Source organism: Reyranella sp. (genome assembly GCF_965279625.1).
Taxonomy (GTDB): domain Bacteria; phylum Pseudomonadota; class Alphaproteobacteria; order Reyranellales; family Reyranellaceae; genus Reyranella.
Genome location: NZ_OZ257251.1, coordinates 3,182,133 through 3,201,768 on the forward strand (window position 1 = coordinate 3,182,133; position 19,636 = coordinate 3,201,768).

The 19,636-nt window shown below is 67.4% G+C and carries 21 protein-coding genes; 9 read left to right on the top strand and 12 right to left on the bottom strand.

Annotation, left to right across the window (positions count from 1 at the left end; genetic code table 11):
• Positions 1-13: 13 nt before the first annotated feature.
• The 9 genes from ACQY78_RS15430 to ubiE all read right to left on the bottom strand — a co-directional run bounded on the left by ACQY78_RS15430 (position 14) and on the right by ubiE (position 7,335).
• Positions 14-922, bottom strand: a complete 909-nt coding sequence (locus tag ACQY78_RS15430) for an NAD(P)-dependent oxidoreductase (protein ID WP_428676484.1) — start codon at positions 920-922, stop codon at positions 14-16.
• Positions 919-1,392 (bottom strand): GNAT family N-acetyltransferase, encoded by a 474-nt coding sequence (locus ACQY78_RS15435; RefSeq protein WP_428676485.1) that lies wholly within the window; start codon positions 1,390-1,392, stop codon positions 919-921. The genes ACQY78_RS15430 and ACQY78_RS15435 overlap by 4 nt, the downstream gene beginning before the upstream one ends.
• Before the next feature lie 143 nt (positions 1,393-1,535).
• A complete protein-coding gene (locus ACQY78_RS15440) occupies positions 1,536-1,970 on the bottom strand; it encodes a carboxymuconolactone decarboxylase family protein (protein ID WP_428676487.1) in 435 nt (144 codons plus the stop codon).
• Between the two features lie 37 nt (positions 1,971-2,007).
• Complete coding sequence (locus ACQY78_RS15445) at positions 2,008-2,469, bottom strand: RrF2 family transcriptional regulator (protein ID WP_425068583.1); 462 nt, start codon at positions 2,467-2,469, stop codon at positions 2,008-2,010.
• Between the two features lie 19 nt (positions 2,470-2,488).
• A complete protein-coding gene (gene dut / locus ACQY78_RS15450; RefSeq protein ID WP_428676489.1) occupies positions 2,489-2,971 on the bottom strand; it encodes a dUTP diphosphatase in 483 nt (160 codons plus the stop codon).
• Between the two features lie 54 nt (positions 2,972-3,025).
• Positions 3,026-4,252 carry a bifunctional phosphopantothenoylcysteine decarboxylase/phosphopantothenate--cysteine ligase CoaBC gene (gene coaBC / locus ACQY78_RS15455; protein WP_428676490.1) on the bottom strand — a complete coding sequence of 409 codons (1,227 nt, stop codon included), beginning with the start codon at positions 4,250-4,252 and terminating at the stop codon, positions 3,026-3,028.
• Positions 4,253-4,265: 13 nt separating this feature from the next.
• Positions 4,266-5,006: a sulfite exporter TauE/SafE family protein gene (locus ACQY78_RS15460; RefSeq protein ID WP_428676492.1), complete on the bottom strand. Its 741-nt coding sequence runs from the start codon at positions 5,004-5,006 to the stop codon at positions 4,266-4,268.
• A 4-nt stretch (positions 5,007-5,010) separates the two neighbouring features.
• Positions 5,011-6,537: a 2-polyprenylphenol 6-hydroxylase gene (ubiB, locus tag ACQY78_RS15465; RefSeq protein WP_428676494.1), complete on the bottom strand. Its 1,527-nt coding sequence runs from the start codon at positions 6,535-6,537 to the stop codon at positions 5,011-5,013.
• Positions 6,538-7,335: a bifunctional demethylmenaquinone methyltransferase/2-methoxy-6-polyprenyl-1,4-benzoquinol methylase UbiE gene (gene ubiE, locus ACQY78_RS15470; protein WP_428676496.1), complete on the bottom strand. Its 798-nt coding sequence runs from the start codon at positions 7,333-7,335 to the stop codon at positions 6,538-6,540.
• A gap of 25 nt (positions 7,336-7,360) precedes the next feature.
• Between ubiE and ACQY78_RS15475 the strand changes: the two genes are divergently transcribed.
• From ACQY78_RS15475 to ACQY78_RS15500, 6 genes are all read left to right on the top strand, one after another.
• A complete protein-coding gene (locus ACQY78_RS15475; protein ID WP_428676498.1) occupies positions 7,361-8,095 on the top strand; it encodes an SDR family oxidoreductase in 735 nt (244 codons plus the stop codon).
• A 143-nt stretch (positions 8,096-8,238) separates the two neighbouring features.
• Entirely contained in the window at positions 8,239-9,177 is a 939-nt protein-coding gene (locus ACQY78_RS15480) for an ABC transporter permease (protein ID WP_428676500.1), read from the top strand.
• Positions 9,174-10,064, top strand: a complete 891-nt coding sequence (locus tag ACQY78_RS15485; protein WP_428676502.1) for an ABC transporter permease — start codon at positions 9,174-9,176, stop codon at positions 10,062-10,064. Before ACQY78_RS15480 ends, ACQY78_RS15485 begins: the two co-directional genes overlap by 4 nt.
• Positions 10,065-10,129: 65 nt before the next feature.
• Positions 10,130-11,701, top strand: coding sequence for an ABC transporter substrate-binding protein (locus tag ACQY78_RS15490; RefSeq protein WP_428676504.1), 1,572 nt, complete (start codon positions 10,130-10,132; stop codon positions 11,699-11,701).
• Complete coding sequence (locus ACQY78_RS15495; RefSeq protein WP_428676506.1) at positions 11,701-12,687, top strand: ABC transporter ATP-binding protein; 987 nt, start codon at positions 11,701-11,703, stop codon at positions 12,685-12,687. Before ACQY78_RS15490 ends, ACQY78_RS15495 begins: the two co-directional genes overlap by 1 nt.
• Positions 12,684-13,781, top strand: a complete 1,098-nt coding sequence (locus ACQY78_RS15500; RefSeq protein WP_428676508.1) for an ABC transporter ATP-binding protein — start codon at positions 12,684-12,686, stop codon at positions 13,779-13,781. Before ACQY78_RS15495 ends, ACQY78_RS15500 begins: the two co-directional genes overlap by 4 nt.
• 40 nt (positions 13,782-13,821) lie before the next feature.
• Here ACQY78_RS15500 and ACQY78_RS15505 read toward each other — a convergent pair whose 3' ends face one another.
• Positions 13,822-14,664 (bottom strand): AraC family transcriptional regulator, encoded by an 843-nt coding sequence (locus tag ACQY78_RS15505; RefSeq protein ID WP_428686395.1) that lies wholly within the window; start codon positions 14,662-14,664, stop codon positions 13,822-13,824.
• A gap of 149 nt (positions 14,665-14,813) precedes the next feature.
• Between ACQY78_RS15505 and ACQY78_RS15510 the strand changes: the two genes are divergently transcribed.
• Complete coding sequence (locus ACQY78_RS15510) at positions 14,814-15,509, top strand: O-methyltransferase (RefSeq protein ID WP_428676509.1); 696 nt, start codon at positions 14,814-14,816, stop codon at positions 15,507-15,509.
• Between the two features lie 65 nt (positions 15,510-15,574).
• The gene (locus ACQY78_RS15515) at positions 15,575-16,255 is read left to right on the top strand and encodes a siderophore-interacting protein (RefSeq protein ID WP_428686397.1); all 681 of its coding nucleotides are present in this window, start codon (positions 15,575-15,577) and stop codon (positions 16,253-16,255) included.
• 31 nt (positions 16,256-16,286) lie between these two features.
• On the opposite strand, the gene ACQY78_RS15520 is transcribed toward ACQY78_RS15515, so the two are convergent.
• Positions 16,287-17,831, bottom strand: coding sequence for a PLP-dependent aminotransferase family protein (locus ACQY78_RS15520; protein ID WP_428676511.1), 1,545 nt, complete (start codon positions 17,829-17,831; stop codon positions 16,287-16,289).
• Between the two features lie 118 nt (positions 17,832-17,949).
• On the opposite strand from ACQY78_RS15520, the gene ACQY78_RS15525 reads away from it, so the two are divergent.
• Positions 17,950-18,687 (top strand): pyridoxamine 5'-phosphate oxidase family protein, encoded by a 738-nt coding sequence (locus ACQY78_RS15525; protein WP_428676513.1) that lies wholly within the window; start codon positions 17,950-17,952, stop codon positions 18,685-18,687.
• Here the strand turns inward: ACQY78_RS15525 and ACQY78_RS15530 are convergent.
• On the bottom strand, positions 18,660-19,619 hold the full coding sequence (locus ACQY78_RS15530; protein WP_428676515.1) for a LysR substrate-binding domain-containing protein: 960 nt from the start codon (positions 19,617-19,619) through the stop codon (positions 18,660-18,662). The two genes, ACQY78_RS15525 and ACQY78_RS15530, sit on opposite strands and share 28 nt — an antisense overlap.
• Between the last annotated feature and the right edge of the window lie 17 nt (positions 19,620-19,636).

A 19,636-nucleotide genomic window follows, 5' to 3' on the forward strand; every position in this document is an offset into this window, starting at 1 on the left:
CAGCCGTGCCCCGTCACTCGCCTTCGGCCAGCATCTCGGCGTAGCGGAAGATCTCGGTATGGTCGGCGCCCTTGCCCAGCTTGCCGTCGGCTGCCGTCCAGTAGGCCACGGCCTGCTGAAGGCCCGGTACGTTGACCTTCAGATGATTGGCGACGTCACCCGCGGTGCGCAGATCCTTGGCCATCAGCGCGGTCGTGAATCCGGCCGCGAACGTGCGCGACACGACGAACTGGCGGCCCTTCACCTCGGTGGCGTTGCTCTTGCCGGTCGAGCTGTTGAAGACGTCGACCATCGTTCCGGGATCGAGCCCGAACGATTCGCCCACGACCAGGGCCTCGCACATGGCGACGAGGCCGGCGGCCGAGAGATAGTTGTTCAGGGCCTTCAGCGCATGTCCCGCACCGGCGGGACCGCACAGGGTGATGGTCTTGCCCATGGCGCCGAAGACGGGCCGCGCCCGTTCGAGATCGGCGGCCGCGCCGCCCACCATGATGCTGAGCGAACCGTCGATCGCGCGCTTCACGCCCCCGGAGACCGGCGCATCGAGCAGGGCCACGCCGCGGGCCGCGAGATCGCGCGCGAGCTTCTGGGTGTCCACCGGGTTGGACGAGCTCATGTCCATGACCACCGCGCCTGCCTGAAGCCCCTCGATCGCAGGGTCCTGCCCGTCGAGGATGGCCTGCCGCACGATCTTGCCGTCGGGCAACATCGTGATCAGCGCCGCGGCGCCCTGGGCGGCGGCCTTCGCCGAGGCCGTGGCCAGCGCCGACGGATGGGCGCCGACGAAATCGGAGACCGCCTTCTGCGAGACGTCGAACACGCGCAGCTTGAAGCCCGCTTCGGCGAGGCGGGTCGCCATCGGACGGCCCATCATGCCGAGCCCGATGAAGGCGATGGTGGCGGGAGGTGCGAGCGTGGTCATGACGAGGCTCCTGACGTGAGGTCGTATTCATAGAACGGCAGGACGCGACCGGGAATCGCATCCGACGGCTCGTTTCGCAGATAGCGGGCGCCCATGCGCTCGTAGAAGCGGGCGGCGTTCACGTCGGCGAGGATGGTCATGCGCCGGTATCCCAGCTGCCGCGCCAAGGCGACAGCAGCTTCGAACAGCAGGCGCCCCGTCCCGCCGCCCATGGCGGCCGGTTCGACGAACATCAGCGCCAGCTCGGCATCGTCACCGTCGCGGCCGACACTGACGGTACCGGCCGTTCGACCGGCTTCGTCGATTGCCACCAGCACGCGCCCCTCGGCGATGCTGCGCTCCTCGACCGTGAGCGAGGGGACGCAGAGTCGCATGAACTCCGCGTCGTAGCCCCAATGCGCCTTCGACCTCAGGCAGAGCGCGGTGAGGCTGGCCGCCTCACCCGCCTGCGCCTTGCGCAGCCGTGTCATCGCACCACCCTGAGAGAAAGGTCCCTCGTTACGCTCGGGATGACAATTGTGCATATGGACCGACGAGCTTTGCGCCCCCTGGTCCTCACACCCCCATTGTCATCCCGAGGCCGCAGGCCGAGGGACCTTTGGCCGTTGAGGGTTCAGACGCCGCGGTCCTTGAACACGTCGCGGGCGGTCTTGAAGGCGTCGAGGCTCGCGGGGATGCCGCAATAGATCGCGACCTGGAGGAAGATCTCCTTGATCTCGTCCTTGGTCAGGCCGTTGTTCAGCGCACCGTTGATGTGCAGCTTGAGCTCGGGGCCGCGGTTGAGCGCCGCCAGCATAGCGAGGTTCAGCATCGAGCGGTTCTTCTTCGAAAGGCCCGGCCGCGTCCAGGCATAGCCCCAGCAATATTCGGTGGTGATGTCCTGGAAGGCCATCATGAACTCGTCGTCGGCCGCGCCGGCCAGCGAGTTGTCGACATAGGCCGCGCCGAGCACGGCCTTACGCATCTTCATGCCCTCGTCGTAGAGCTTCTTGTTGCGCGGTGCGGGCTTGGCTTTCTTCGCCTTTGCGACAGCGGTCTTCTTGGCCATGTCTTGCTCCTCCGGATGAAAATCGGGGAGCTGTATATCAGATCGTCGCGTGCCCCGCGTGGGGCTGCGCCGGCGCAACGTTGAGGCCCTTGGAGCGCGCCTGCTGGCAGAGATCCTCGATGGTGACGTCGTCGAGCTGCGCCATCATTTCCTCACGCAGCTTCTCCCACAGCGGCCACACGACCTCGTGGGCGAGCGGTGAGCCGATCGACGGATCGCTGGGCTCGGTCTCGACCTCGAGGTTGCGCACCACCCGCACGACCTCGCCCAGGGTGATGCTGGCCTTGTCCCGGCCCAGCCGATAGCCGCCGCGGGGCCCGCGCTTGCCGGACAGGATCCCCGCGCGCACCAGGTGCTGCAGGACCTGCTCGAGATATCGCTTGGGAATGCGCTGGCGCTCGGTGATGTCACCGCTGCGCACCGGGTGATCGCCGACATGGAACGCCACGTCGAGAACCGCCTCGATCGCGAACATCGTTTTCTTGCTGAGGCGAGGCATCCCGTTCTCTCGTCCCTCTTCAGGCCCTCTTGATCGAGCCGGCCGTTACTCCCGTCGAACCGAAGCCGCCCGCGCCGCGCGCCGTTTGGTCGAGGGCCGAGACCTCCCGCCAGGCGGCACGAGCGTGACGCGCAATGATAATCTGTGCAATTCGCATGCCGCGCTCGATGCGAAATGGCTCCTTGCCGAGGTTGATCAGGATGACGCCGACCTCGCCGCGATAGTCTGCATCGATGGTGCCGGGGGCATTGGCGACCGTGACGCCATGCTTGGCGGCCAAGCCGGAGCGCGGTCGGACCTGGGCCTCGAAACCTACCGGCAGGGCAATGGACACGCCCGTTGGAACGATCCGGCGCTCGAGCGGCCCCAGCTCGATCGGCTGGTCGATCGCAGCCAGCAGGTCCGCCCCGGCAGCGGCGGCCGTCGCATAGTCCGGCAGCGGCAGGTCATGGCCGTGCGGCAGCCGCACGATCTCGATTTCGACGCTCTCGACGCCCGTCATCGGCTCCCCATTGTTCAAAAAATCCGCCGGCCCGCTCAAAATTGGGCCGGGCAATCACTCTGCCGCCTGTGCCTTGTCTGCCTGCGCGAGATGCAGCGCGATCCGGCCGGCGAGACGCATGGCAACATCGCCCTTGCCGAGCGGCGGCCAGTCCTCGGTGCAAGCTGCCGTGATCAGATGCACGGTATTGCGCTCGCCGCCGAAGGTACCGGTGGCCGGCGACACGTCGTTGGCCACGATCCAGTCGCAGCCCTTGCGGGTGCGCTTTTCGACGGCGTTGGCCACCACGTTCTCGGTCTCGGCGGCGAAGCCCACCACCAGGACCGGTCGCCGGGGGCCGGCCTTGGAGAGTGTAGCCAGAATATCGGGATTGGGAGTGAGTTCGAGCGCAGGTGGCGGCGCACCTGCCTGTTTCTTGATCTTCCCGGTGGCCGGCCTGGCCGCCTTCCAGTCGGCGACGGCGGCGGCGCAGACGGCGATGTCGAGCGGGCCGGCGTCGAGACAGGCCGCGAGCATCTGGTCGGCCGATTCGATGCGCACGACTTTCACGCCCTGCGGATCCGGCACCGCGACCGGGCCGCTCACCAGGGTGACGTCGGCGCCGAGCTGGGCCAGCGCCCCGGCGATGGCATGGCCTTGCTTGCCCGAGGAATGGTTCGAGATGAAGCGCACCGGATCCAGCGCCTCGCGGGTCGGACCCGAGGTGACCAGCGCGCGCCTGCCGGCGAGCGGTCGGTCGCGCCCCAGCATCGCGTCGATGGCGGCGACGATCTCGGCCGGCTCCGACATGCGGCCGGGGCCGTGTTCGTTGCAGGCCATGGCGCCATCGTTGGGACCCACGAAGGTGACGCCGCGTTTCTTCAGCGTTTCGACGTTGGCCACGGTCGCGGCATGGGTCCACATGCGCACGTTCATCGCCGGCGCGGCGAGCACCGGCTTGTCGGTGGCGAGCAGCACGGTGGCCGCCAGATCGTTGGCCAGGCCGCCCGCCATGCGCGCCAGCAGATCGGCGGTCGCGGGCGCCACGACCAGCAGGTCGGCATCGCGCGAGAGCTGGATGTGGCCCATCTCGCTCTCATCGGTCAGGGAGAACATGTCGCCATAGACACGGTCTTCCGAGAGGGCCTGCAGCGTGAGGGGCGTCACGAATTTCGCGCCGGCTTCCGTCAGCACACAGCGCACCGAGGCGCCGCGCCCGCGCAGGAGACGGATCAGTTCAGCCGACTTGAAGGCGGCAATTCCGCCCGCGACGATCAGCAGGATACGCTTGCCGTGCAACATGGCGTTCAGCCTATCACAAGAGCCGGGTGGCGACAGTATAGAGGCCGGTGAGCAGCAGCGCCCAGAAGACAGCCAGGCGGAACTGCTCGACCGAGAGCCGCGAGCGGATCTGCTGGCCAAGCCACATGCCGCCGATCGCCGGCACGACGGCGGCGGCCGAGACGAGGGCGCGCGGCCCGTCGAGCATGCCGAAGAACAGAAGCGAGGCCGTCAGGGTCAGCGACGTGGCGCACAGCACCACGCCCAGGGTCTGGACCAGTTCGACCGGCTTGATGTCGAGCCCCTGCAGGTACGGCATCAGCGGGATGATCGGCACCCCGACCAGGCCCGCCACGAAGCCCGACACGACGCCGATGACCGGCGCCAGCGGCTTCTCGAGATCGGCGTGGATGGTGAGCCGGATGCGCAGCAGGCCGAGAGCGCTGTAGACGATCAGCACCGTGCCCAGCACCACGAAGGCCCAGCCCGGACCCTTCTGGCCGATCAGCCAGACCGTCAGGTAGAGCACCACCGTCAGCGGCAACATCAGCGGCCACTGGCGGCGAACGATGTGCCAGAAATGACCGCCCACCGAAGCCTGCCAGACGTTCGTGACGATCGTCGGCAAGGCGATCAGCGCGATCGCCTCCGACAGCGGCAGGAAGAGCGACATCAACGCGATGGAGATAGCCGGCAAACCGAGGCCCACCAGGCCCTTGACGGTACCCGCGAGCAGGAAGATCGCGAGGCCGATGACGATCTGGTCGGTCGGCACGGGTTCAGTGCCACCAGGCGGCGATGGCGGCCACCAGGGCCAGGATGGCGACGGTCTCGGCGAAGCCGGGGCGCCACAGGCGGCCAGCCGGCGGCGGCTGCAGCGCGTCGCGCTCGGCATTGAGCCGCTCATGCTCGGCCAGGAGATGCAGGCTGTCGATCAGGCGCGGCAGGCGGCGCAGCCCCTGGGCGAGATCGTCGACCGCGCGGCCGACGGTGGCGCGCGGGCCGAAATGGGTGACCATCCAGTCCTCGATCAGGGGACGCGCCAGCTCCCAGATGTTGACTTCGGGATTGAGCTTGGTGCCCATGCCCTCGGCCATCAGCATGGTCTTCTGCAGCAGCAGGAGCTGCGGCTGCGCACTCATCTCGAACTGCTCGGTGACGCGCAGCATCTGCGCCAGCAGGCGGGCGATCGAGATCTGGTGGCTGGGCTTGCCGAAGATCGGCTCTCCGATCGAGCGGCAGGCCTGTGCAAAGGTTTCAACCGACTGGTCGGGCGGCACGTAGCCCGCGCGGAATTGCACTTCGGCAACGGCGCGATAGTCGCGTCGCAGGAAGGCAACCAGCAGCTCGGCGAGATAGCCGCGCGTATCGGAGTCGACCCGGCCCATGATGCCGAAATCGACCGGGACGATGGTGCCCTGGCGATCGACGAAGGCGTTGCCGCCATGCATGTCGGCATGGAAGAAGCCGTCGCGGAACACCTGATAGAAGAACGCTTCGGCGCACTTCCTCATGATCTCGTGCGGATCGTGGCCGGCGGCGATGATGGCGTCGCGATCGCCGATCGGGATGCCGTCGACCCGCTCCTGCGTCATCACGCGCTCGGCGGTGCGGTCCCAGTCGATCTTCGGCGCCCGATAGTTCGGATCGTCGGCGAAATTCTCGCCCAGTTCCTCGGCCGCCGCCGCCTCCATGCGCAGGTCCATCTCGACCCGCACGACATCGGCGAAAGCGCGCACCGATTCGACCGGCTTCAAGCGGCGGAAACGCGGCTGCGTGCGCTCGACCAGTTCGGCGACCCAATAGAAGAGATCGAGATCCTGCTCGAAGGCCTTCGCGATGCCGGGCCGCAGCACCTTCACGGCGACATCGCGACCGTCGGCGGTGACCGCGAAATGCACCTGGGCGATCGACGCCGCCGCCACGGGCACGTCGTCGAACTGCGAGAAGATGTTACCGAGCGGCTGCCCGAGTTCGCTCTCGACGATGCGGCGCGCCTCAGCGCCGGGAAACGCCGGGATATGGTCCTGCAGGCGCGCGAGATCGGCGGCCACCTCTTCGCTCAGAAGGTCGGCGCGGGTCGAGAGCGCCTGACCCAGTTTGATGAAGGACGGACCCATGTCCTGCAGCGCCGCCGCCAGCCGCTCGCCCGGCCGGCGCGGATCCTGGCGCGGTGCGAAGAGACGCGCCCAGGCGATCAGCGCCGGCGCGATGCCCAGCGACTCGAGCGGAAACAGCGCGTCGTGGCGAGCGAAGCTCACCGCCATACGCAGCAGGCGCCAGGCATTGCGGAGCGCGCGGAACATCTAGATGCGCCAGCCCTGATGCAGCGCCACGACGCCCAGCGACATGTCGCGCCAGGAGACGTTCTCGAAGCCGGCGGCCCGCATGCGCGACGCCAGCTCGCGCTGCGGCGGAAAGCGGCGGATGCTCTCGTGGAGATAGCGATAGGACTCGGCATCCCGGGCAATGACCTTGCCGAAGAACGGCAGTGCGCGCTCCGAATAGGCGTCGTAGACGCGGCCGACCGGCGCCGAGGTCACCTTGCTGAATTCCAGGCAGTAGAAGCGACCACCGGGCTTCAGCACGCGATGGGCGTCGCGCAGGGCCTGGTCGATGTCGGTGACGTTCCGCAGGCCGAAGGCGATCGTGTAGGCGTCGAACGAGCGATCGGGGAACGGCAGATGCTCCGCATCCCCGGTCGCCCAGGTGAGCCCCTGCAGCAGCCCGCGGTCGACGGCGCGGTCGCGCCCGACCTCGAGCATCGCGGGATTGATGTCGCACACGGTGACGTCGGGCCGTTCGCCCTGGCGGCGCAGCAGGCGGAAGGCGATGTCGCCGGTGCCGCCCGCCACATCCAGGAGCTTCTCGCCCGGCCGCGGATTCACCACGTCGACCATGGCGTTCTTCCAGAGCCGGTGCACGCCGCCCGACATCAGGTCGTTCATCAGGTCGTAGCGCGGCGCCACGCTGGCGAAGACCTCGCGCACCAGACCGGCCTTTTCGGCAGCCGGCACGTCGCGGAAACCGAAGGACGCACGCCCCTCCGGGGCCTGTCCCTCGGGGCGGGCTGCGCTAGGATCGTCGGAATGGGCTTGGTCCATGGGGCCGCAACCTAGAGGAATCGCCATGCTGCTGAAAGACCGGGTCATCCTGATCACCAATGTCGAGAAATTCGCAGGGCACGGCACCACAAAGGTCGCCCTGGCCCAGGGCGCCACCGTGCTGGCGCACGATCCGTCGTTCGAGGCGCCGAGCGCGCGGCGCAAGTACGAAGCGCAGTTCCCGGGCGCCCATGCCCTGTCGGCGACGGAGCCGGCGACGATGGTCGAGCTGGCCCTGAAGCGGCACGGTCATATCGACGCGCTGGTGAACAACGACGCCTATCCGGCGCTGCGCGCGCCGCTCGGCGAAGCCCGGGTCGAGGACTTCCGCGATGCGCTGGAAACCATGGCCGTGGCGCCGTTCCGGCTGACGCAGCTCGTTGCGCCATCGATGCGCAAGCGCAAGTCGGGCCGGATCGTGTTCGTGTCCTCGGCCGCGCCGCTGCGCGGCATCGCCAACTATGCGCCCTACGTCTCGGCGCGCGCCGCAGCCAACGGTCTCGTCTCCTCGCTCGCCAAGGAACTGGGGCGCGACGGCATCACGGTGAACGCGGTCGGCTCGAACTATGTCGAGAACCCCGACTACTTCCCGCCGGCGCTGCTCGCCAACAGCGCGGCGATGGCCAAGATGACGGCACAGATCCCGCTTGGCCGTCTCGGCAAGTCGGACGAGCTCGGCGCCACGATCTGCTTCCTCTGTTCCGACGGTGCGGGCTTCATCACCGGACATGTCCTGCCGCATGCCGGAGGCTGGGCGTGACATCGCGAAAAATCGCATGCAGTATCTCTGCATAACGAACGCCGCGCAGGTCTGACCGAAGCAGCGGCTGCCAGGGAGAAGCGCCGAGACACGTCGGGAAACCGGCGCGCTCCCCCTTGGCCGAAACGGTCCGAGGACGGCGCATGGGAAGACAGATCGTCCACCGCCTGCTGGTCTCGTTCCCCGCGCTGCTCGGGGTTCTCTTCCTGTGTTTCTGTCTCCTGCAGGTGGTGCCCGCCGATCCGGCGATGATCATCGCCGGGCCCGACGCCAAGGCCGAGACCATCGCGGCGATCCGCCTCGAACTCGGCCTCGACCGCTCGATCCCCGTCCAGTTCGCCGACTATATCGGCCGCGTGCTTCAGGGCGATCTCGGCCGCTCCATCATCTCCAACAAGATGGTGAGCGAAGAGCTCGCGCTCACCATCGGTCCGACGGTCGAGCTGATGCTGGGCGGCATGCTGATCGCCATTCCCCTGGGCCTGGCGCTGGGGACGCTCGCCGCCGTGAAGCGCGGTACCCTTGTCGACCGCGCGATCATGGCGGTCTCGGTCGCCGGCGTGTCGATGCCGGTCTTCTTCATCGGCCTGGTGCTGATCCAGTACATGGGCTTCCAGTGGGGCCTGTTCCCCTTCACCGGCCGCACCGGCCCGATCTGGGACGGCGGCCTGCCGAGTCTGGTGCTGCCGGCGCTGACCCTGGGCAGCGTGCTGATCGGACCGATCGCGCGGCTGACGCGCACCGCCGTGCTCGAAGTGCTGGGCGCCGACTATGTCCGCACCGCCCGCGCCAAGGGCCTGCGCGAGACGGTGGTGATCATCCACCACGCGCTGCGCAACGCGATGATTCCCGTCGTCACGCTGATCGGCCTGCAGGCCGCGTTCCTGCTGGGCGGCGCCGTCGTCACCGAGACGATGTTCTCATGGCCGGGCGTGGGACGGCTGGCGGTCGGCGCCATCGTGTCGAGCGATTTCCCGACGGCACAGGGCGCGATCATGATCCTCGCGATCGCCTTCCTCTCGATCAACCTGATCGTCGACGTTCTCTACGTCTACCTCGATCCCAGGATGCAGCGGTCATGAGCGTCGACGCCCTCAACGGCCCCACACCGACAGCCGCCGAAGAGAACGGCCTCTTCTCCCGCTCCGGCGTTCTGCGTCGGCTGGCCCGGGACAAGGTGGCGGCGGTGGCCGCCCTGCTGCTTACCGCCATCGGTCTCGCCGCCCTCTTCGCGCCGCTGGTCGCGCCCTACGATCCCTATCTCACCGATCTCACCAAGGTGATGCAACCGCCCAGTGCCGAGCACTGGTTCGGCACCGACAATACCGGCCGCGATATTCTGAGCCGTGTCATCTTCGGCGCGCGCAACACGCTGATGCTGGGACTGGTCGGCGTGATCTTCGGCGGCTTCCTGGGCGGTTTCCTCGGCATCCTGGCGGCCTACTATCGCCGTCTCGACGGCTGGATCATGCGGCTGGTCGACGTGATGCTGGCCTTCCCGGCGATCCTGATCGGCCTCGCGGTGGCGGCGATCTTCGGCGCCGGCCTCACCGCCGTGGTGATCGCACTCGTCGTCGCGACCGTGCCGGACGTGGCCCGCGTGGCGCGCGGCGCCGCGATCGGCATCATGAGCCAGGAATTCATGGAAGCAGGCCGCGCCGTCGGCGTCTCCGACCGCACGCTGATCTGGCGCTATCTCACGCTCAACTGCATCTCGACCATCTTCGTGTTCCTGACCCTGCGCTTCGGCCAGATCATCCTGATCGGCTCGGCGCTGGGCTTCCTCGGCATGGGCGCCCAGCCGCCGACCGCCGAGCTCGGCATGATGGCCGCGCAAGGCCGTGACTTCCTGTTCATGGCGCCGCACATCGCGACGATCCCCAGCTTCATGATCTTCGTGATCGTGCTGGCCGCCAATCTCCTGGGCGACGCCTTGCGCGACGTCCTCGATCCGCGACTGCAGAGCTGATCCTGCACACTCCTCCAACAAGGATTCCGACGTGACGCACTGAACAACAACAAGGCGAGGAAGCGATGCGTAAGTTCCTGAAGGGCGTAACGGCGTTGCTTGGCGTGATGGGCCTCTCCCCCGTGGCGGAGGCGCAGACCTTGCGGATGATGAAGTCGCTCGATGCACCGCATTACGACGGCCAGCGCACGACCTGGTCGCCGACCTCCGACATCGTGAACATGTTCCAGGACACGCTGGTGGCGATGGACTGGGACGGCAAGACGGCGATTCCCTACCTCGCCAAGTCGTGGACCATCAGCCCGGACGGCAAGCTCTACACCTTCAAGCTGCGCGACGATGTGAGCTTCTGCAGCGGCAAGAAGTTCACCGCCGAGGACGTGATCTATTCCTTCAAGCGGCTGACCAGTCCCGAGCTCAAGGCTCCGCTCGCCTGGCGCGCCGGCAACATCAAGGAGCTGCGCGCGCCCGATCCCTACACGGTCGAGTACGAGCTGAACGAACCCTTCGCCGACCTGTTGCTGCAGCTCACCATGTTCACAACGGCGATCCATAACAAGGAGAGCGTGGAGGCGCTGGGCAAGGACTACGGCGTCAAGGCGATCGACGGCACCGGCCCCTGGTGCTTCGACAGCTGGCAGCCGCGCACCGAGATCGTGCTGAAGCGGCACGACGCCTACAAATGGGGCCCCTCGATGTATTCCAACAAGGGGCCGGTGAAATTCGAGAAGCTCAGCATCAAGATCATCCCTGAGGACTCGAGCCGGGTTGCCGCGATGATGGGCGGACAGTTCGAGGTCACCCACCAGATCCCGCTGCAGTTCATTCAGCAGGTCAAGGCGTCGCCCAACCTCAACGTCCAGGAAGCCAAGCCCAACTTCCAGCTGATGTACTACGGCTACAAGACCACGCGTCCCATGGTGGCCGACAAGCGCGTGCGCGAGGCGATGAACATCGCCATCAACCGCGCCGACATCGTCAAGGGCATCATGCTGGGCAACGCCGAGCCCGCCTATACCTTCATCGATCCCAAGGCGCTCGACTTCGCCGACTCGACCAAGAACCTCATCAAGGAGGATGTCGAACGGGCCAAGAAGCTGCTCGACGAGGCCGGCTGGAAGGTGGGCAGCGACGGCATCCGCGAGAAGGACGGCGTCAAGCTGGCGCCCAAGGTCCTGTTCACCCAGGTCGCCTACTTTCCGCGGGTCTCCGAGGCCATCCAGGGCTACATGCGCAAGATCGGCGTCGACTGGAAGATCGTCGGATACGATTCGACCATCGCGCCCGCCGAGATGGGCAAGCAGGACTTCGAGCTGTGGACGGTGACCTTCCCCTACATCTCGTCCGGCGACCTGCTGAACTTCTACTTCGATTCCAAGAACATGCCGGCGCCCAACCGCATGAACTGGAACGACGCCAAGACCGACGAGTACCTGAAGATGGGCCGTGCCTCGATCACCGACGCCGACCGCGCCAAGTACTACGCCCTGGCCCAGCAGAGGGTGACGGAGGAGCATCTCTGGATGCCGGTCATGAACATCGCGATGTACACGACCAGCCTCAAGAGGCTGAAGGGCGTGCGACCGCACATGCTCTACCAGAACACCTTCTACAAGGGCCTGGATTACTCCTACTGATGGAAAAGCTCCTCGAGGTCCGCGGTCTCCGCACCCACTTCCACACCGACCGCGGCCTGTTCCGCGCGGTCGACGGCATCGACTTTTCCGTCGGCCGCGGCCGCACCGTCGGACTGGTCGGCGAATCCGGCTGCGGCAAGAGCGTCACCTCGCTGTCCGTCATGGGCCTGGTAGCGAGCCCCCCCGGCCAGGTTGAGGCCGATGCCATCCTGTTCGAGGGCCGGGACGTGCTCGGCCTCTCCGCCGACGAGCGCCGTCGCCTGCGCGGCGGCAAGATGTCGATGATCTTCCAGGAACCGATGACCTCGCTCAATCCGGTCCACACGATCGGCCAGCAGATCGTCGAGGCGATCCTGGCGCACACGCAGCTGTCGCCGCAGGCCGCCAAGGCCCGAGCCATCGAGATGCTCGAGCTGGTGCGAATCCCCTCGGCCAAGCAACGGGTCGACGATTATCCGCATCTCCTGTCCGGTGGCATGCGCCAGAGGGTGATGATCGCCATGGCGCTCTCCTGCGAGCCCGCCTTGCTGATCGCCGACGAGCCGACGACGGCGCTCGACGTCACGATCCAGGCGCAGATCCTCGACCTGCTGCAGGACCTGCAGCGGCGGCTCGGCATGGCGATGCTGATCATCACCCACGATCTCGGCGTCATCGCCGAAATCGCCGACGAGGTGGTGGTGATGTATGCCGGCAAGATCGTCGAGAGCGCGCCGGTCGACGCGCTGTTCGTCGATCCGCAGCACCCCTACACGATCGGCCTGCTGGGCTCGATCCCGCGCATCGAGGTCGATCGCGAGCGCCTGTCGACCATCGAGGGCTCGGTGCCGAGCCCCAACAACCAGCCCAAGGGATGCCGCTTTGCGCCGCGCTGCCCCTTCGCCGATTCGCGCTGCCACCTCGAGCCGCCGCCGCTGCGCGACCTCGGGCCGGAGCATCGCGTCGCCTGCTGGAAGGCGCCGGTCGAACTGGCGAGAGCGGCATGAGACTCGTTGAAGCAACGCCCGTCCTCCAGGTCGACGGGCTGGTGAAGCACTTCCCGGTGAGCCGCGGCCTGATCCGCCGCAAGGTGATCGGCATGGTGCGCGCCGTCGAAGGCGTGAGCTTCGAGATCGCGCGCGGCGAGACCCTGGCGCTGGTGGGCGAATCGGGCTGCGGCAAGTCGACGACCGGCCGCCTCGTGCTGCGCCTGATGGACCCGACCGCGGGCTCGGTGCGGTTCAAGGGCGAGGAGATCGCGACCCTCGACAAGCATGCGCTGCGCCGGCTGCGCCGCCACATGCAGATCATCTTCCAGGACCCCTATGCGTCGCTGAACCCGCGCATGACGGTGGGCGAGATCCTGGCCGAGCCGATGGCGGTGCACGACCTGCACACCGCAGCCGAGCGTGCGACAAGGGTGAAGGACCTGCTCGACGTGGTGGGTCTCCTGCCCGAACACGCGCGGCGCTATCCGCACCAGTTCTCCGGCGGCCAGCGCCAGCGCATCGGCATCGCCCGCGCGCTGGCGGTCAATCCCGACCTCATCATCTGCGACGAGCCGGTCTCCGCGCTCGACGTGTCGATCCAGGCGCAGATCGTGAACCTGCTGCAGAACCTGCAGCAACGCTTCGGCCTCTCCTATCTCTTCATCGCCCACGACCTTGCGGTGGTGAAGCACATCAGCGACCGGGTCGCGGTGATGTATCTCGGCCAACTGGTCGAGATCGCAGCCAAGCGCGATCTCTACGACCGGCCGCTGCACCCCTACACGCAGGCGCTGCTGTCGGCGATCCCGCGCCCCGATCCCAGCGTGCGCAAGGAACGCGTGCTGCTGGCCGGCGACGTGCCCAGCCCCTTCGCACCGCCGCCGGGCTGCCGTTTCCACACACGCTGCATCCACGCCCAGCCGCGCTGCCGGCAGGAGCAACCCGAACTGCGCGACGCCGGCAACGGCCATCGCGTGGCCTGCCACTTCTACGAGACGCTGCCGATACCCGAGGCGGCCTCGACGGCCAGCACCTCGCTCGGCAAGCTCCCCGAACGACTGGCTGCCTTCGAAGCCGCCAAAGCGGCGCGAAGCGGTCCGGCGGGCGCGTGAACGGTCCATTCCCGGACACTCCCCGGGCATTTCTGGATCCCTATTTCCGGACGGCCTCTGTCGGTGAATCCAGCCTGTTCGCAGAGCTCCCGGGCCGTCGCTCTGCCATGTAGCGTCCTGGCGATGTCCCGAGTGCCTTGCGAAACATGGTCACGAAGCTTGGCACACTTTCGTAGCCGAGGTCGGCCGCGGCCTGCTGAATCGACGCGCCCCCCGCCAACCACTTCACGGCAAGCATGACACCGAGTTGCTGCCGCCAGCGCCCGAAACTCATGCCCGTTTCCCGGCTGATCATCCGCGCCAGGGTCCGCTCGCTCAGACCCGCCCGTTTCGCCCAAACCTCCAACGTTCCCCGATCCGACGGCGATGCCATCATCAGATCCACGATCCCGCGGAGCCGGGCGTCGATCGGCATCGGCAGATGAAGATCCTCGATCTGCGCCGCCGCAATCTCGTCGAGCAGCACCGCCACCAGGCGCGAGTTCGCACCGCCTTCATCATAGAGAGCGGGCAGGTGCGCGGAGCGGATCAGAAGCTCGCGCAGCAGCGGCGTCACCGATACGGCGCAGCAAGTCTCCGGCAGACTTCGGCTGACGGCCGGATCGACGAAGGCGGCGAAGCCTTCGAGCCCGCCGGTCGCTGTAATCGCATGGAGCGCCCCGCCGGGAATCCAGACGGCGCTGCGGGGCGGCACGATCCATAACCCGCCTTCGACCTCGCAGCTCAGGGCGCCGCGCTGAACGAACAGCACCTGTCCCTTCTTGTGCCTGTGGAGATCCAACTCGATCCTGCCGACCCCGGCCATCGCGGCCCCGAAGGTTACGATCGGACGGGGCACCTCATCGGGATCGATCCAGTCAGAAGGGTCGGCAAGGATGGGCATCGTCTTACTGTCCGTCAGGAGAATGGATTTGGCCAGATTGAATAATAATCTGTCCAGACTTCGGAATGACGCCACAACTGGTTTCCTCTATCCGATCGATACGGACAAGTCGACGCCTCCCCGGCGTCCGTGATCGGAAAGGAATCCTCGTGAATTCACTGAGCAGCGGGTGTCTCGCCCAGGTTTTGGACAAGCTTCACCAGGGCGCCGAAGCGGCGGATCTCGGTTACATGGCCGAAGTCATGGCGGAGATCGACGCGTCCGGCACCACACTGGAGCAGATGATCGCTGGAAAGCTCGCTGAGGAGCGGGCGGACTATCGGAAGATCTATCGCGACCGCGCCGACAATTTCCTTGCCGTCTCGCCGGCCTATGGCCGCTTCCTCTACACGATCGCGCGCGCCTGCAAGGCGACCAGGATCGTCGAGTTCGGCACGTCGATGGGGGTTTCGACGATCTATCTCGCCGCCGCGCTCCGCGATAATGGCGGCGGCCGTCTCATCGGCACGGAACTCGAGCCTGCCAAGGTGGCGTGCGCACGCGCCAACCTCGACACGGCGGGTCTCGCCGATCTGGTGGAGATCCGCGAAGGCGACGCGCTCGAGACGCTCCGCGATGCCGGCGACAGCGTGGACCTGTTGCTGATCGATGGTGCATTCACGCTCTATCTTCCGGTCCTGAAGCTCGTCGAACCCCGCCTGAAGCCCGGCGCCGTCGTCCTCGGGGAAAACGCCTTCGACCCGGAATATCTGGACTATGTCCGCAATCCCGCGAACGGGTACCTTTCGCAGCCACTCCCCGTCGACGAAGGGCGTGGCAACGAATTCACCGTGAGGACCGCGTGATCCTCGCGATAGGATCGCCCGAACGCGCGGCGAGCAGGGTCCCTGGCCGGCTGAGCAGAGCCTTGGTGCGCCTGTTCATGAGACACGCGACCGTCACCGCGGTTGAGACGATTGCCGATCGCTTCCGGCTGATCACTCTGGAAGGCCCGGCACTGGCGGGCATCGCATGGACGCCCGGACAGAAGATACAGATTGCAATGGGGTCGGCATTCGTCGCGCGAACCTACACGCCGATCGAATGGGACCCGGTTGCCGGTCGGACCCGGATCCTCGGCTACGCGCACGGCGACGGACCGGGAAGCGCATGGGTTCGCGACCTCGAGCCCGGCGATGCGTGCGACATCTTCGGGCCACGCCACTCGCTGGATCTCAGCGCCGTGGCGGGTCCGCTTGCCCTCCTTGGCGATGAAACCTCGATCGGACTGGCACGCGCGCTCCTGTCCCACGATCGGACGGGCACCATCGCGTGCCTGTTCGAGGTCGATGATGTCGACGCCAGCCGCCGGATCATGGCGCGTCTCGGCCTCGATGACGTCACGCTGTTTGGCAGGACAGAGGATGGTGCACACATCGAGGGGATCGAAGCGGCGCTCCCTGCGCTTGACGCCGCCGGGCCGACCTTCGTGCTGACGGGAAAGGCCTCCACCATTCAACGGCTCCGGCTGGCGCTGAAGCGCCGGGCCGTGCCCGCCACGCGCATCGTCGCCAAGGCCTATTGGGCTCCCGGCAAGGCCGGCCTCGACTGAACGAGTACCTCCAACTCGAGGGGGAAGAGCTTCAGGCAGGACGCTGCCTGCGCTTGGAGCGGCCGGCCCCGCTCAGAACCACGTCGCGCAGCTTCACCAGAGCGCGGTCGATCTCCGCTTCGGGCGTGCCGGCATAGCCCAGGATGAGGCCGTGGCGCCGTGCACGCCCGGCGTAGCAGACCGAGAGCGGCTGGACAGTCAGCCCCTTTTCCGCCGCCGCCGCAGTCACGGCGACATCGTCGAAGCGCCGGGCAATCTGCGAGATGGGACTGGCGATCACGTGCATGCCGCCGGGATCGGGGGCGACCGTGAGCAGGCCGTCGAGATGCCGCGCGGCCGCCTGCAGCAGCGCCTCGCGGCGGCCGGCATAGAGCTGTCGGGTGCGGCGCAGGTGCGTGGCGAAATGGCCGTCGGCGATGAAGCGGGCGAGCGCGCCCTGGCCCATCAGCGGCGCCCGCACCGAGACGCGATCCATGATGCGTTCGGTTGCTTCGACCAGCGAGGCCGGCAGCACGAGGAAGCTCAACCGAAGCGCGGGGAAGAGCAGCTTGGAGAAGCTGCTGAAATAGGCGACGCGGCCGGCGCGATCGAGCGCGCGCAGCGGCGCGAGCGGCCGGCCGCTGTAGCGGTACTCGCCGTCGAAATCGTCCTCCGCGATCCAGCCTTTGGCTCGTTCGGCCCAGCTCAGAAGTTCGAGCCGGCGCTGCAGACCGAGCACGGTACCGAGCGGAAAATGATGGGCCGGCGCCACGACCGCCAGGCGCGCGTCGGGCGCCAGTGCCCGCGCCACTTCCGGCGAGAAACCCGCTTCGTCGATGGCGGCCGGCACGGCTTTGACGCCTGAACCCGCCAGCGCCTCGCGAACACCGACGAAGCCCGGCTCCTCGATCCAGGCCGTGTCGCCGGCATCGAGCACGACCTGGGCGAACAGCGAGAGCCCGTGGCGGATTCCCGTCGTGACCACGACCTCGGCCGGATCGCAGGTGAATCCGCGCGCCACGCCGAGATAGGTCGCGATCGCCTCGCGCAGGCCGGCATGGCCGAACGGATGCACGGCGCTCGCCGCCTCGATCCCGGGCCGGCGCCACTCGCGTTCCAGCAGCTTGGCCCACAGCGCAAAGGGGAATGCCTCGCGATCCGGCTGGCCGGTCGGAAACGCCAGAGGCGGACCGGCGGGAACGGGCGCTGGCGTCTCGGCCAACAGCGCCCGCGTACGGCGGGCCACGGCGGGCCGGGTAGCGGCGGTGCGCCCGAGCGAGCCGCCGGCCGGCGTCACGGTCAGCATCTCGTCGGGCAGGTTGGCCGCGACCGACATGGCCGACCCGGCCTGGCTCACCACGTAGCCCTCGGCGACCAGCTGATCGAAGGCCAGCACGACCGTGCCCCGCGCGCAGTCGAGATCCTCTGCCATCTGACGCGACGAGGGCAGGCGCGCGCCGGGCTTCAGCCGCCGTTCGAGAATGGCGCGCCGCATCTGTTCGCCAATCTGGCGATGCAGCGGCTCGGGCGAGGTTGAATCGAGCGCGAGACCAAGCGGCGGAGCGCGGCGGGAGCGGGGCTTCGTGCGGGGCGTCATGCGGGGCTTCAAAACTGGTCCAGTCTCTTTCCGCCAAACTGGCTCTTTCGCCTGATCCGTATCGCGACGATGGTCTGCCGGCAAGCAACCCCTTTTCCGGTGCGCCAAAGGTCAAGCCATGAGCCCTCCCGATTCAGTCACGCCCCCCGACAGCTATCCCGTCACCAATGTGAACAAGGTGAAGCGCGTCCACGAGCGCGGTCGCTACGACAAGGAGACCATCCACGCGATCCTCGATGCCGCCCTGGTCTGCCACATCGCCTATGTGATCGACGGCCGGCCTTACTGCACGCCCACCGGCTTCTGGCGCGAGGGCAGCCACCTCTACTGGCACGGCTCGTCGGCCAGCCGCATGATCCGTAGCCAGAAGGAAGGCGTCGACGTCTGCCTCACGGTCACGCATCTCGACTCACTGGTGATGGCGCGCTCCGGCTTCCATCACTCGGTGAACTATCGCGCCGTCATGGCCTTCGGTAAGGCGCATGTGATCGACGATCCGGAAGAGAAGCTGAAGCTGATGGACCGCTTCATCGACCGCATCTATCCCGGCCGCTCCAAGCTCATTCGCCAGCCGAACAAGCAGGAGTTCAAGGCGACAACCATGATCGGCATGGAGATCGAGACGGCGTCGGGCAAGATCCGCAACACCCATGTCTCGGACGAAGAGGAAGACTACGAGGGCGTTCCCGCCTGGTCGGCCCTGTATCCGATCACGCAGGTTCTCGGCGAACCGTCAGACTGCGCGCGACAGCTTCCGGGCCTCACGCGGCCGGACGAGATGTCCGACTTCGTACCCGGCTCGCGCTTCGACGAGCTGATGACCAAGACCTACAAGCGGACCTTCGGCGAAGGCTGAGCCGCGCGGCGGCCGGTGGTGGCTTCGGCCTCCCCGACCGCCCACGACACGAACCGACTTACGCGCTCGTCGCCCGTCAGGGCGGCGGGCCAGCGCACGATGTGGGCTTTGCTCGACGGCATGTCCCAGGACGAGGGCAGCACGCGCACCAGCCGCCTGTCCCTCAACGCATCGTGCACCAGCAGCGAGCGCGCCATGACGACGCCCGCGCCCTGCAAGGCCGCCGAGATCGCCGTGTGGATGGTGCCGAAGCGCAGCGCCGCCGCCGGGGGCTTGCCTGCAATGCCCAGCCGCTCGAACCAGACAGGCCATGACCATTCCGCGCCCTGGCCGCGGCCGGGTGTTCCCTTGTGCAGGAGCGGCAGCGTCGCGAGCGCCTTAGGGTCACGCAGCGTCCGGCCGCGGGGCAGCAAGCCCGGAACGCAGACCGGAAAGACCTGCTCCTGGAACAGCAGCCGCTGGGTCGAGGAGGACCGCGCCGTCGCGGTGGGTTGCCAGAGGATCTGGACGTCGATGTCGGAGGCCCGCAGCTCGGTCTCGCTCTCGACGATGACGAGCTCTACTTCCAGGCCGGCATTCGCGGCGGCAAAGGCCGGCAGCCGCCGCACCAGCCAGTAGTCGGCGAGCGCTGCCCCCACGCCGACCCTGAGCCCTGAGGGCGCGGCAACGGCACGGCAGCGCGCGCGCAGATCGGACAGGCCATCGAGCAGGTCGGCAAGGCCGGTCGCGAGCGCCGTGCCGGCCGGCGTCGCGCTGAGACCGGTGCTGGAGCGATGGAGCAGCGGCGCCCCCACATAGGCTTCGAGCCGGCGCAGCCGGTGGCTGACGGCGCTCTGCGTCATGCCGAGTTCAGCCGCCGCAAGCGTCATGCTGCGATGACGCAGCGCCGTATCGAAGGCGACGAGGGCGTCGAAGGGTGGGAGGGAGCGCATTTTATCCCATCATGAAC

Coding starts and splice junctions, on each gene's coding strand:
- ACQY78_RS15430 (WP_428676484.1), bottom strand. CDS start 922: ATGACCACGCTCGCACCTCCCGCCACCATCGCCTTCATCGGGCTCGGC.
- ACQY78_RS15435 (WP_428676485.1), bottom strand. CDS start 1,392: ATGACACGGCTGCGCAAGGCGCAGGCGGGTGAGGCGGCCAGCCTCACC.
- ACQY78_RS15440 (WP_428676487.1), bottom strand. CDS start 1,970: ATGGCCAAGAAGACCGCTGTCGCAAAGGCGAAGAAAGCCAAGCCCGCA.
- ACQY78_RS15445 (WP_425068583.1), bottom strand. CDS start 2,469: ATGCCTCGCCTCAGCAAGAAAACGATGTTCGCGATCGAGGCGGTTCTC.
- dut (WP_428676489.1), bottom strand. CDS start 2,971: ATGACGGGCGTCGAGAGCGTCGAAATCGAGATCGTGCGGCTGCCGCAC.
- coaBC (WP_428676490.1), bottom strand. CDS start 4,252: ATGTTGCACGGCAAGCGTATCCTGCTGATCGTCGCGGGCGGAATTGCC.
- ubiB (WP_428676494.1), bottom strand. CDS start 6,537: ATGTTCCGCGCGCTCCGCAATGCCTGGCGCCTGCTGCGTATGGCGGTG.
- ubiE (WP_428676496.1), bottom strand. CDS start 7,335: ATGGACCAAGCCCATTCCGACGATCCTAGCGCAGCCCGCCCCGAGGGA.
- ACQY78_RS15475 (WP_428676498.1), top strand. CDS start 7,361: ATGCTGCTGAAAGACCGGGTCATCCTGATCACCAATGTCGAGAAATTC.
- ACQY78_RS15480 (WP_428676500.1), top strand. CDS start 8,239: ATGGGAAGACAGATCGTCCACCGCCTGCTGGTCTCGTTCCCCGCGCTG.
- ACQY78_RS15485 (WP_428676502.1), top strand. CDS start 9,174: ATGAGCGTCGACGCCCTCAACGGCCCCACACCGACAGCCGCCGAAGAG.
- ACQY78_RS15490 (WP_428676504.1), top strand. CDS start 10,130: ATGCGTAAGTTCCTGAAGGGCGTAACGGCGTTGCTTGGCGTGATGGGC.
- ACQY78_RS15495 (WP_428676506.1), top strand. CDS start 11,701: ATGGAAAAGCTCCTCGAGGTCCGCGGTCTCCGCACCCACTTCCACACC.
- ACQY78_RS15500 (WP_428676508.1), top strand. CDS start 12,684: ATGAGACTCGTTGAAGCAACGCCCGTCCTCCAGGTCGACGGGCTGGTG.
- ACQY78_RS15505 (WP_428686395.1), bottom strand. CDS start 14,664: ATGCCCATCCTTGCCGACCCTTCTGACTGGATCGATCCCGATGAGGTG.
- ACQY78_RS15520 (WP_428676511.1), bottom strand. CDS start 17,831: ATGACGCCCCGCACGAAGCCCCGCTCCCGCCGCGCTCCGCCGCTTGGT.
- ACQY78_RS15525 (WP_428676513.1), top strand. CDS start 17,950: ATGAGCCCTCCCGATTCAGTCACGCCCCCCGACAGCTATCCCGTCACC.
- ACQY78_RS15530 (WP_428676515.1), bottom strand. CDS start 19,619: ATGCGCTCCCTCCCACCCTTCGACGCCCTCGTCGCCTTCGATACGGCG.